Source organism: Sphingobium sp. BS19, from assembly GCF_027925545.1.
Classification (GTDB): domain Bacteria; phylum Pseudomonadota; class Alphaproteobacteria; order Sphingomonadales; family Sphingomonadaceae; genus Sphingobium.
This window is the reverse complement of the sequence record NZ_BSEF01000024.1, coordinates 24,068-36,456: the sequence shown is the minus strand read 5'-3', so window position 1 is coordinate 36,456 and position 12,389 is coordinate 24,068. Positions and strand designations below refer to the sequence as shown.

General features: G+C 56.9%; 10 protein-coding genes. 3 read left to right on the top strand and 7 right to left on the bottom strand.

Annotated features, from left to right (window positions below; translation table 11 throughout):
* Positions 1-104: integrase catalytic subunit (locus QMG56_RS20205; protein WP_281824434.1), on the top strand; the 104-nt coding region annotated here is incomplete at its 5' end.
* 2,234 nt (positions 105-2,338) lie between these two features.
* Complete coding sequence (locus QMG56_RS20200; protein WP_281824431.1) at positions 2,339-3,643, top strand: mechanosensitive ion channel family protein; 1,305 nt, start codon at positions 2,339-2,341, stop codon at positions 3,641-3,643.
* A 256-nt stretch (positions 3,644-3,899) separates the two neighbouring features.
* Here QMG56_RS20200 and QMG56_RS20195 read toward each other — a convergent pair whose 3' ends face one another.
* From QMG56_RS20195 to QMG56_RS20185, 3 genes are all read right to left on the bottom strand, one after another.
* Entirely contained in the window at positions 3,900-4,751 is an 852-nt protein-coding gene (locus QMG56_RS20195; RefSeq protein WP_281824429.1) for an RNA methyltransferase, read from the bottom strand.
* Between the two features lie 111 nt (positions 4,752-4,862).
* On the bottom strand, positions 4,863-5,573 hold the full coding sequence (gene pgl / locus QMG56_RS20190; RefSeq protein WP_281824427.1) for a 6-phosphogluconolactonase: 711 nt from the start codon (positions 5,571-5,573) through the stop codon (positions 4,863-4,865).
* A 90-nt stretch (positions 5,574-5,663) separates the two neighbouring features.
* Positions 5,664-5,855, bottom strand: coding sequence for a hypothetical protein (locus QMG56_RS20185; RefSeq protein ID WP_281824426.1), 192 nt, complete (start codon positions 5,853-5,855; stop codon positions 5,664-5,666).
* Positions 5,856-6,100: 245 nt separating this feature from the next.
* Between QMG56_RS20185 and QMG56_RS20180 the strand changes: the two genes are divergently transcribed.
* Positions 6,101-7,060 carry a GNAT family N-acetyltransferase gene (locus QMG56_RS20180; protein ID WP_281824424.1) on the top strand — a complete coding sequence of 320 codons (960 nt, stop codon included), beginning with the start codon at positions 6,101-6,103 and terminating at the stop codon, positions 7,058-7,060.
* Between the two features lie 446 nt (positions 7,061-7,506).
* On the opposite strand, the gene QMG56_RS20175 is transcribed toward QMG56_RS20180, so the two are convergent.
* The 4 genes from QMG56_RS20175 to QMG56_RS20160 form a co-directional block, all read right to left on the bottom strand.
* Positions 7,507-8,790 carry a hypothetical protein gene (locus QMG56_RS20175; protein ID WP_281824422.1) on the bottom strand — a complete coding sequence of 428 codons (1,284 nt, stop codon included), beginning with the start codon at positions 8,788-8,790 and terminating at the stop codon, positions 7,507-7,509.
* A 275-nt stretch (positions 8,791-9,065) separates the two neighbouring features.
* Positions 9,066-9,299: a hypothetical protein gene (locus tag QMG56_RS20170; protein ID WP_281824420.1), complete on the bottom strand. Its 234-nt coding sequence runs from the start codon at positions 9,297-9,299 to the stop codon at positions 9,066-9,068.
* A gap of 238 nt (positions 9,300-9,537) precedes the next feature.
* Complete coding sequence (locus tag QMG56_RS20165; protein WP_281824418.1) at positions 9,538-9,819, bottom strand: DUF427 domain-containing protein; 282 nt, start codon at positions 9,817-9,819, stop codon at positions 9,538-9,540.
* 999 nt (positions 9,820-10,818) lie between these two features.
* Complete coding sequence (locus tag QMG56_RS20160; RefSeq protein ID WP_281824416.1) at positions 10,819-12,150, bottom strand: hypothetical protein; 1,332 nt, start codon at positions 12,148-12,150, stop codon at positions 10,819-10,821.
* Between the last annotated feature and the right edge of the window lie 239 nt (positions 12,151-12,389).

Sequence of the window (12,389 nt, the reverse complement as noted above, 5' to 3'; positions counted from 1 at the left end):
ACCGACCGCCGGCACCAGAAACGGCCTCACCGCCATATCCGGCCTCCGGTTCCGCTTCGCTCCACCTCCGTCCGGATATGGCGGCGATGAGCTTAATGCACTAACAAACCAATCGGTCCACTCGGTGGGGGCAGATCAGTCCCGGAGCAATCTTCCGCACCGCCATCGGGATCACTGTTTCGGGACATTGGCGCAGCGATCGGTACGGGCACGCAAAAAAGCGATACAAAGCAGAAGAGACATGCGAAATTGCACTCGCGCACGAACGGAAGAGCGGAAAGAAACCGCTTCCGACGGGTCAAGGATGCTGCCCTGGAAGTCACAAAGACCACGCCTGTGGCAGCGGGCTGTCCGCTGGACAGCCATAGTGCATAGCCGAAAGGGTCGCGCCTTCGACGCAATCTGTCAATAGGCGGGTTCAATAATAAAGAGCATTTGTCGCTTTGGCGGTTAGATCCGACAGTGTTTTGATACCGGCTGCTGGGAGCAGGCTGTCAGCGCTGGCTGCCAAGACTCATCGCCTTCGGCCTTTTGGCTGATACCGAGAACTTCCATTCCGGCTTCGTGTCCGGTGCGGAAGCCCCCCCCCCTGTCTATCGCGTTCCTCGTCATGGATATGCAGGCTATTGCACGGCTTTGGAAGCGATCGCACGTGCCGCTTGCGCACTGGGCATGCAAGCAACAACCGGGTCGATCAAAACCCTGCTGCTCTGGTCCGTCAGATATCCGTCGCCTTGGGCTTGCGCACACGCCAGGAACACATAAATAGCCGATCCGCGGAAATAAGCGCATGCGCAAGGATTTCGACCGCTTGTCAGGCACTTGGCAACCCAGGGCTTAGCCGCTCAGAAGTAGCACCGCTTTGCATACGGTCCTCTAGCCCTCAGGACGGAACTTTGCGGTCCGCAATGGGGAATCCAGTGGGCGCCGCCTAACACTATTGGAAACTATACGGGATCAGATCTTTAGGAAAACGCGAACCAAGCCGTCGCGCCGATGAGCATCCACAAGGCCAACGATAAAGCCATCCCAACGACAAGGCCATTGGCGGCGTCCAATCTGTTGTTATAAAGTTCCACGACCCTCTCCTTATTTGTGTGTAAATTACAGATGGGAACGGGCTAGCGGGATTTCAACGTATCTAGAGTGATCCGCCACAACAGCGTGCCCAAGCTTCAACTTTTCGAAGCGTGGTCGGACGTTTGCAGTGAGACACTGTTCACGGGGTTGCCGAGCATTTCGCGATAAAGGGCGACGCCGAATGCCAAAAGGCAGGCAGCCAGAAACGCCCACCAAAGCATCAAAAGTGGATTTATCCTTCGCATTCCATAGGGATACGCCCTAAGCGCTAACGGTCGATTAAGCGCGAAGCATTTTCAACCACGATTCCGCAATGTCTCGCCGGATCATCCGGGTCGTAAGCTTCATACGCCAATAGGTGCGGGCCATCCTTTTTTGCATCGGTTGCAAAGCCTAATTCAGTGAAACATGCTGAAGCCGTGCCGGGGAATGCCGACTTTCAGGAGGGCGCCTGCTGGGAAGCCGCCTAATCGAACGGGTGATCTGCGGTTCGCACTGACCGGCTTGTCGCCGGGGTTGACGCAAGGCCTTGGCGCTACATTCCGGTTCAGCAGGCTCCCCAAGCAGAGATTATGCCGGGATCGAGACGCTGCTTGTTTCTGAGCGACAAAGGCATTGCCCGGCTTCTCAAGGCCGGCGCCCGAAGGCTCCCCGGTCCGGAGACACCCCGGCTTGGTGCGGCGTGGCGCGAGACGGTCATCGGCTTGTGGCGGCTATATCTTTGCCATGTGAATCTGTCCGGTCTGGCGCATACTCCTGCGGTGCGCAGAACTTGGCCCTCCTGTGCCGACAGGAGATCCAAGCGTTGCTATCGCGTTTGCATGATGGGATGGAGGTCGCACAGGCGGGCAATCCCGCTGAGGGGATCGCGCGCGCGGAGCGATAGGGGTTCCGATCGCCCTTAAAGGTCGGGAAAAGACTATGCACAGTGCCGATCTCGCTAAGGCTCATCGCTATTATCCGGCTGCATCCTTGTTTTCCCTAACGTTGCGCCAGCATCCTCACGCACCGCACAGGCAATGCCTGACCCCCGGTGACGTGCGTACACCAACATAATTCTTATGTGTCGAGTGAGGACTATATCGCGACCTACGCCTGAAACCTATGATGTCGGTCCGTGTTGTAATTTTGCGTAGGTGACAGCTGCGTAGCACAATCGCCTGATGCCGTCATAGCTGACGGCGAACTGCCGTCCGGCGGACAAACAGCCTATCATGGCCAGGGAAAGTTCGTATTGCCTCCAGGAAACCAGGTGCCAATGACCCACATGATTAATCAGTGGCTCGCCCAGATGGGCTGGAGCGCACAAAAGGAACAATTGGCAGTCGCCGCCGCCTTGTTCGCGGTTGCCGCCCTTGCAGGCGAACTGGCGGCACGGTTGGGCGGTCCGGCGTGCATGTCGTGGGTGCAGTCCCGTTTTGGCGTGCGTGGTGCGTTGTCGAGCAAGCATCTGCCCGAACTGCTTCGTTTTGGCGCTGGCGCTGTGATCCTTGCATTTCCGCTCACAATACTGCCCTTCGACGGTCCGGCATTGATGGTCTTGTCGACCGGTTTCAGCGCAGCATTGGCGATGACCGTCAGCACCGTGCTGCGGATCGGTGGCATGCCGCTGTGGACCTGTATCATCCTGGCGATTACGATCTTCGTCCTGACCATGGCGGGCGCGCTCGGAGGAGTGGGGCCCCTGACCGCCAGCCTCGACGCCACCGCGCTCCATGTCGGAATGCGGCGTATCTCGCTGTTGACTGTGGTCAATTTTCTGATTGTCGCCGCCGTGCTTTTCACCGCGACCCGTGTTGCCAATCACCTCGTGACTCACGCCGTCGGTCGCCTTTCGGCGCTGGACCTGTCGCAACGGGCGCTGATCCAGAAGCTGGGTAGCCTGGCTGTGGTTCTTGTCGCTCTGCTTTTTGGCGTCGACATTCTTGGGATCGACCTGACAACGCTCACGGTGTTCTCCGGTGCGTTCGGCTTGGCTGTGGGATTTGGCCTGCAAAAGACTTTCGGCAACCTCATCGCAGGTCTTATCCTGCTGATGGACAAGTCGGTGAAGCCGGGTGACGTTGTGGCGGTTGGCGATACATTCGGTGCGATCAACAAGATCGGCATCCGCGCCGTTTCCGTTATCACGCGAGATGGCAAGGAACATTTGATCCCGAACGAACAGCTCATGACCCAGCCGGTCGAAAACTGGTCCTTTTCCAGTCGCGACGTACGCATCCATATTCCCGTAGTCATTGCATATGACAGCGATCTCAAACTCGCGCAAAAGCTGATGATCCAGGCTGCAAAGGCGTCCCGACGGGTACTGCCCAAACCGGAGCCAAGCGTCTGGCTGCTAGCCTATGGGGAACGGGGGCTGGAGCACGACATCATGGTCTGGATCATCGACCCGGAGCAGGGCGTGGGCAATGTCCAGTCAGACATTCTCAACCGACTGTGGGAATTGTTCCGTGCTAACGGCATAGGCTTGCCCTACCCTCAGCGGGATGTTCATTTGCATGGTGAACCGTTGCATAAGCCGGGCGGCGCCAATTTGCCACCTGCCGACGATGGCCGGTGATAGTGCTACATCTGATGGCAAGCTGAGCGTCTGCGCGGCACACTCCGTGGAGCTCAAAGCCGCCGTCCATTCAATTTACGATTCACCGTGACCCTCCTGTTGACATGGGCCGTTGCTGACCCGTGCTTCTGTCCAACTTTTCGGACGTTGAGAAGATGGCAATCGCACGTTGCCCTGTGTGCGCTTCCGGGACGTTAAAAGTGAGCGGGAAGGACGACAAGGGGGCGAACATCGCAATTTCTGTTCGCGCTGTCTTTCATACTGCCGCGAATCCCCTTGGCTTTCCAGGCGCCTCGCTGCCCTTTGCGCCGAAGACAGAGATATGATGGAGGACAATACCGGACGTGGTTGCCACGTTGAGCGAGTCGAACCCGGCGCTCATCGCAATCTGGACGCTATGTGCACGCTCGATATGGGCAGCGGAAAGGCCGGGTCCTTCTGCGCCGAGGAGAACCGCGGTTCGCGACCGGGGACGCCAGTCCTTCAGCGTGCACGCGCCGGCAGGGCTGAGCGCAACCGGGTCGAACCCGTGATGCTCGAGCAAATCGACCGGGTCTTGGTGGCGCGCCATTTGGGCGAACGGCACAAGCAGCGTCGCTCCCACGGATACACGGATCGCCTTGCGGTAGAGAGGGTCGCAGCAATCGGAATCAAGAAGCACGGCATTCACCCCGAAGGCAGCCGCGTTGCGGAAGATCCCGCCCATATTATCATGGTTGGCAATGCCAGCGAGGACTAGGACAGTTGCGCGTTCTCCATAGGCCGAAAGCAAACCATCTGCGGTTGGCACCTCGGTACGGCGGCCAATCGCCAAAATACCCCGATGCAAGGGAAAGCCAGCGATCGCATCGATCACATGCTGCGCGGCCACATAGACAGGCACATTATCGGCAAGGCGAGAAATGACGTGCTGAAGCGCATCGGCGCGTTTGCCTGTAATCAGAAGCGAAAGGGGATGATGCAGGCCACTGTCTACCAGCTTCTCGACGACGACTTTACCCTCTGCTACGAAGAGACCAGCCCGGCCCACCAAGTCCCTTTCTCTAATGTCTCGGTAAACCTCGATGCGGGGGTCGTAGAGATCGGTTATCTCGATCAGATCAGCCACGGCGTGTCAGCTCCGGCGCTCCACGCGCGCCATCGTGAGCCGGCCCGGTCGGAAAGGATCGAAAAACGCGACGCAGTACCGCACCATAGTGGGGCATCGGCCCAGCAGACTTCATGCTGGCGCCCAATGGATGTCCACCGGGAGTTCCGTACCTGCCAACGCTCGTCCTATCGGATAGGGGGAGGACCGTCCTTGCTTGATCGCAGTCTCAATCACGGCGCGCTTCTCCGTGCCTGTAAAAGCGATCACCAGAGCGCGCGCGGTGGTGATCGCCGCAAGGCTGAGCGTAACGCGCGGCACGGGTGCATCGTCGGGCATCGGATGTGGCATCACGCCCAAGGCCCGGCATTCTTTTGGACCCGCTATTGCTTCGTCGAAATCGGGGCCCGGGAAGATCGAAGCGGTATGTCCATCGCTACCGACCCCGAGAAGACACAGATCGAGCGGCCAATGCAGGTCTTGCATAAGGGCATCTGCAGAACGTCCTGCCGCCTTGTAGTCGGCGATCGCGTTTGGGACGATGGGCATGACGCGGGCGCCCTTAGGCAGAAAGAACTTGGCCAACGCCGTGACGTTACTGAGCGGGTCGCCCAATGGCACAATGCGTTCGTCTCCGGGGATAATCGTGACGCGCTTCCAGTCCAGTTTTGCAGACGATAATGTTTCGTAAATTGGAATTGGCGTCTTTCCGCCAGCAAGCGCAATTACCGCCGCGCCGCGCGCGTCGATCGCGCTTTCGATTATGAAGCCGATATCGCCAGCAACCGCCGCCGCCATTTCCGCCAGGTCATCATATTCCCACCACTCGACTTCGTCGCTCACGAGATCTTCCTTGAACAGAACAGGCTTAAGCCTGTGCTCCCGCTTCTTGTTGGTCGATCAACACCGCAGTCCATAAGGACTTTTGGACTATCAGCCGACAAGGACCGACTTCGCAGCTAAGTTGATTGCCGCCCGGGCTGCCGTGTCGCTGACGCTGCGGGCCATTTCTTCCCAGGTTTCAGCCGACCGCTCGTGCATAGCCTTGCGATTGGGAAGAGGCGTCTTGGCGGCAGCATCGCGTTGAGCTTGGGCGTTAGCGAGGTAGGTTTCTATCAAAGACATCCACGGCCATTACAGCCTGCCGGGTTCGAGAGCCAGCCTTGGTCTCGACATCTGTCCGCATGTTCAGGCGAGATCGGTCGCAAGGCCATTGCCTTCGCCTACCGCGCGGATCCGCGCCCAGGCATCCAGGAGATGTTGCATTGCCCAAGGTCAACCGGATCCGCTACGGGTCGCGGACGGTCCACGACACCAAGGCACTTAACCCAGCAGTTTGAACCGCTGGCCCGATAACGGGTTATGGATGGATGCCCGACGATATCATTTATCACAAACTGCGTGAAATGGCGGAGCACCGCGGGTTGAAGCTTGTCAAATCTCGTAAGCGAAACCCCGGAACAGGAGACTTCGGCAAATTCGGGCTGGTGCAGGCGGATGGCGAGCCGTTGCTCGGCGTGAGCCAGGCCGGTTTGACGGCCTCAGCCGAGGATATTGAAACCTATTTGCGCAAAGGGTCCTTAAACACCTGGAAAGCCTCGGCCCAAAGCGTGCCTGCTCGTGCCACGCCAGTGGAGAAGCCGATACGGCTAGAGAAAGCAGAGGACGATGTCGAAAGTAGCCCCGTTAAGCGGCCACGCCAGCGGATAGCCCCTGCCAAAAACGCTATAGCGAGGAAGGCGGCGTCAAAAGGGAGAAAGGGCAAAACATCCGCCGCGCCACAGCCCCACGACACGCAAGCCAGGCGACCGTCCACGCGCAACAAGCTTGCGCCGCCTGAAGCCAAGCCAATCTCGCCTGGGGCTACCGAGCCGCTGCATACACCATTGCCAGGCCACCAATTGCGCGTTCGCGCGGCGAAGCCCACTGATGCCCCGGAACTGGCGAAGTTGCTGGGGCAACTGGGTCATGGAGAGATCGACGGGCCTGGGGTAGCGCGCAAACTTGAAGCGGTGCGCAAGTTGAAGGGCGGCATGGTGATTGCCGAACGGGGGATGTTAGTCGGTTGCTGCGCCTGGGCGCTTCTTCCTACGCTTCAATATGGACTGATTGGGCGGATCACGATGATCCTGGTCGACAAGGGCCAGCGTCGCCAAGGCATTGCAACCGCCATGTTCAAAGCCGCCGCTGCCTCTCTGGGCAATGCCGGCTGCACGCGAGTGGAGGCGTTGAGTGACATTGAAATCAGGAATGCGCACAACTTTTTCCGGGCCCTGGATTTGCAGCAGACAAGCTATCGATTTGCCGGGGTGCTTGATGGGAACAGCTGATTTAAAGTTCTGAGCCTTGCATGATGGGATGGAATGGGTCCTTGGGTCACGCTGCATCTCTTCCCGCACTTCGGCGGACGTTTCAAAGCTGCTGCGGATAGACAACACGCAGCTTTGACTGCGGCGTCGAATAGGAGGTCGAGCTAGGCATGAAACGCTGCAGCAATCGATCCGGCTGTAAACGCTCGCCCTAAAACTCGCCAGCCCCTCGGGGCATGGTAGCGGATCCGTGACGCGAGCGATCCCGGTACCGACCACTCTAAGGACCGCGCTATTGCTCGGCCTCACGCAGGATCAGCAGTGGCCAATCCAAGTCCGAAAAAGCGTGGGACACTGGGGGCACACGCGAAGATGGGGTTGAACATTAATCACGTCGTTAAAGCTCACTTTCTCGGCGGCCGTGGGTCAAATAACAAGGGTCCCCCAATCGCTTTAGTTATCGGGTCCTAAATCCAAATGTTATCGTGGATGTCCGACCCGAACGATCCCTTAAGCATCAGTGTCAGATCAGCAGATGCGTCTCCCCCTTCGACGGTCAGATAAGTATAGCCCTTCGAAGTCGTCATCGACAGTAAGCCTTTGCTCAACGCATCAGCGACGCTGGTGGCCACCAGATCGAAAGCCGTGAGGTCCAATGAGTCTTGCACAGTTCCTTTGGCGGAAAAGTCATTGATGATCGGTCGCAAACTGCCTATCGTTTCGAGAGTGTCGAATTCGAAACGATCCGAACCTGAACCGCCGGTCATTTCTACTTTGCTGATGCCATCCCAATCGTAAAGCGAGAGCCTATCGTCTCCGTTGCCACCGATTAGTCGGACGTTGCCATAGCGCGCCAGCAGCATGTCGTTGCCGTCTCCACCGTCTGCCGTACGCGCCAACTCGTACTCACCAGCGATGTTCACAACGTCGTTGCCCGCCTTCGAATAAACCTTGCTTGCGGAACTGAAATTGACCACGTCGTTGCCGCTGCCAAGCGTCAGTTCGTTGGAAATAGTTGCTTGATCGTCTCCAATCTCACTGCTGCTTATCGAACCGCCGTTTACCGTGATGTCTGCTTTGGCGCCTTCGTACACCAGCTTGTCGGTGTAAAAACTATCGTTATCGCCGTCGAGGGATGCAATGATCTTTCCATTGAACGTCTCAATCATGTCCGATCCATCGCCGTCGCGGATTTCCATGTACCCGCCGCCCCAATCGGTCACGATATCGTTGCCCGCCCCCATCTTGATGTAGGATGTTTCAACCGACGGACCCTGGATGAAAATCTCGTCGTCTCCATCGCCCAGATCGACAGTGATACCGGACAGATACGCGGGCTGGATGACGTCCCAATAAGCGGTTCCCTTTATCGATGTACCTGCCACGTCCCAGACGAGCTGGCTGGATACACCGTCGAAGCTTTCAGAAAGATAGCTTTCGATCAGTATGGGATGTGGCGCAGGCCATTCTGCAACGCCCTCGGGAATGCCAAGTCTGAAGTCATTCTCATAGTATACGCCCTCAGCATATTTATCGCGAACGTTGCTGCCGTCGAGAAAGACAAATTCTCCGTTCACGTTTGTAACACCTACCCACGCCGCACCGTGAAAGTTATGCGTCCTGCCACCGACGTGGTTGTAATTGAGGTTGCTCGTAAGGTCCCCGCCCCAGCTCTTGGCAAGCGCGCGCGCGGCACCCCATGTGAGGTCCCTGTTCAACGTGGTCCAGATGCTGGTAACCGGTACAACCATTGCATGCTCCTTGCGATTGGAGCGACCCCAAGCTCGCTATTGCGATTCCTGGTAAAGGAGTAATTCATACAATCGATGACGAACAGTATGATTTGCAGCGCTGTTCCTTTTTATGCTGTCTATCAGAGGTTGTCAGCCTCAGGTTTTACAGGCCAACATGATCTATGCCGCCCAACGACCCAGTTCAGGATACAACGGCAATCCCTTCTGGATGCACAGGCTCAACCCCATTTGCATCGAATACCCAAACTGGGACCACTCGATATGCCAGTCGATTATTGCCGATCCATTGTTAAACCGGACCATGCCTGCACCATCGCGAGCGACTTATCGTTCGCAAGAAGGGTGTCCTTGTACGTGTCGAGCACCAGTGTACCGTCACTAAATCCCATGAAGAACCGGTCATGGTCGTCGTAGTGAACGGTCAATTTGGTTTCGATGTCACCCTTTACACCAAGCCTCACGCTATCCGCGATAGTTTCGATCAGCAGGCGCATAGCAAAAATCACCTTTCCTACATGAAGTCAAATATGGAACATGACTGAATAGGCGTCGGCCATGGTAATTATCGATGGATCGTTTCTGGTTGGAGTAGCCGCCGTCATTCAAAGTCTGGAGACGGTGTCGCGCATCTGGCGAGATACGGTTTCGCGAGCCCCTCACCTTGCGCCATTAGGTCCGGAACGTCGTAAACGTGGCAAGGCGCAGAGGCGCAAATCACATGTGGGGGCAAAAAATCCTTAGGTCTCAGCTGACCTTAACGCCCTTCCAGAAAGCGATACGATCCCGGATGTTTTCCGCCTTGGGTTTGGGATCGGGATAGTACCATGCCGCATCTTTGTTTTCCGCACCCTCGATGTTGACGCTGTAGTAGTGTGCAGTCCCCTTCCAAGGACAGTTCGTGGTCGTCTTGCTCGGTAGCAGGAAGTCGGCATTGACCGCATTGACGGGGAAATAGTGATTACCCTCCACCACGACTGTATCGTCGCTGCTCGCAATCAGCGTGCCGTTCCAACGTGCTTCGATCATCAAGTTCTCCTTACACATCACGTTGGCTGCAGCCCATCGCTTGTCAAGGCGGACCGGCAAACTTTAACGCCAGGGAAACTGGCTCTAGCCACGATACCGGTCAATCATTCAAATGGCCAGTCGAAGTCTGAATCCTAAACTGGTACGAAGCGGTCTTTCCGAAACGGCAGCAATTTCGGCATCGCTTACTCCATGAGATCTTCACGCATGCTTATCGCAGTCTTGGGCCAGATGCCCGTGAGCGCCTAAGCCTCTCAAACCGGTCTTCCTCCCGTTCATCGTGATCGCCCGGGATCCGGCTTCCTTGTGCAACATCACCGTCGAAGGATGTAGAGTTACTACCGATGGACTGCTGTGGATTGCGCATCCGGGGGCAAAAAAAGGCCGGCCAGCGAATCTTAATTCTGACAAGGGGCAAACGCGCTATCGATGCATCGGCGGCGTCATCTACACCTTGCAAATGGCTGGCTTAAAAACGTCGAGCCGCCTACGGAGAACAAATAGCAATGTCGACAACTGGGCGATTGCTTCCGACTGATTTGTACCGCGCCATGTCCGCTGTGCGGGTCATCTCCCTAAAAAGCTGTAGCTCCGTCGGGTGCAGCCGTCTGGCCGGCCTGTTGATGCAGCCGGTGCCGAATGCTGGCTCCGATGGTGTCCGCTAACAAGGTCCTATGAGCTGAGCAAACGATAGCGGTGAAGACGGCCTTTGGCTTGTCCTTGTTCCCTGTCCGACCCTTTTTGCCACCACTTCCTTCTCTCACACAACGTCGTGGTGCAGATCTACCAAGCTACGCTCTTGATCTATGCGCTAGCATCGGCGCTTGCCCGCATGCGAAGACGCCGCAACGCAGGCTTGCATCCGAAACGATCCACTATACCCCCGAGACGCTGCTGCCGAAATATTGTGAGCTACAGGAGCTCTTCGCGCGGAAGGGCGATGCTCGGTTCTACTAGGGGTGGCTGGCTTAGCCTTACGACCAAGCTACGCCGTCGCTGTCAGATCCAGATGTTGTCGTAGATGTCAGAGCAGAGGGTGCCTTTGAAAAGTAGGGTCAGGTCGCTGGAATATCCAGTCCCTTCGATCTCCATTGTGGTGTAGCCTTTTGATGAGCTGATGGATATCAGCCCATCGGCGAATGCGTCCTCAACGCTGTCGGCTTCCAGTTGGTATGAGCGCAAATCCAGTATGTCCTGAACAGTGCCCTTGGCTGCGAAGTCGTTGATGATCGGTTTGGTTGACTGGCCGCCTTCAAAGAACCCGAACTGGAATGTGTCGACGCCGGCGCCGCCCGTCATCTCAACTTTGAAAGCGCCATCCCAACCACTAAGGCGCAATGTGTCGTTACCAGTGCCGCCGATCAGCGTTCCACCCGCATGACCGGCGGTAAGCTCGTCATTGCCAGCGCCGCCGTCAACCCACCGCGCTCCGCCATTTTCCGACCCGACAAATGCTCGATCATCGCCACCTCGTGTGTAAACCTTAGTGCCGTCCCAGCGGATGACGTTGTCGGCACCTTCGCCGGTGTACAACAGGCGCTCGCTGGTCGTGAAGACACCGCGCATTTCATCCGTGCCAATTTCGCTGCTGCTGACAATTGAACCATCAACAAACATGCCCTGTTTGGCCGTCTCGTATGCTACTTTGGGTGCGACGAAGACATCGTCATCACCATCGGCTGAGGCTTTAATCTGGCCGTTATACACTTCGAGATAGTCTTGGCCATCGCCGTCCAGGGCAGTGCTCCCCGTACCGCTATACATCAAGATCGCGTCATTACCCGAGCCGCCATCCACAGTGCCGCCGCCGGGCGTGTTGGGAAAAGAGTCGCTGCTGTCGACATAGAAGTCGTCCCCTCCCCTGAGCCTCACCGTCTTGCCGGGACCAGCGCCGCCAGACGTGAACCAATCGGTATAATTGGTGCCCGTTATGCTGTTGCCAAAGTATTCAAGGATAAGGCCCCTTGGCGCGTCCCGAAAGGGAGCGCTCGGGTCATCTAATGACCCTCCATAGTACACATCTGCACTGTCGTTCGAAGGATCGCTGTCAGTATTCAGTTCGTTGGGGTTGAAGTAGGAGGGGTCCACTATGGTCCCATCAGTCCAAACCCAATTTGATCCTACCCGATGAGCGCCAACCCAGAAATTCGATTCGTTGATGTTATCCTGAGGGCTTGCTTCGGCCATAGCGCTAAACAAATTGCTTGCTTCATTCACGCTCTCGGTGATTTTCCAGAGGGAGCCGCTGGTGGTCAGCGACAGATTGTAGGCCTGGCTCCATGCGAGCGGCTGGTCTGTGAGAACGAAGCTGATTGCGGTTCTGATCGCCATGACATTTCTCCGGATGGTGTGCTCTCGCGACGGCTGCCCGGTGTCCGAGTCGAGCTTAATTTTACGTTACCAAGTTCGATCTATAAATAGCACCACTTACACCGACTGATTTTGCTGAACTTTAACGGGGCATTATTCAGCAGCGGCCGTAAGCACTTCCGCTCGCCGGAGTTTGGGCCGCAATACCGGCGCGCCATCAGCGTGGACACCATGAGCGTGAAAGACATTCTTGGCCCAAT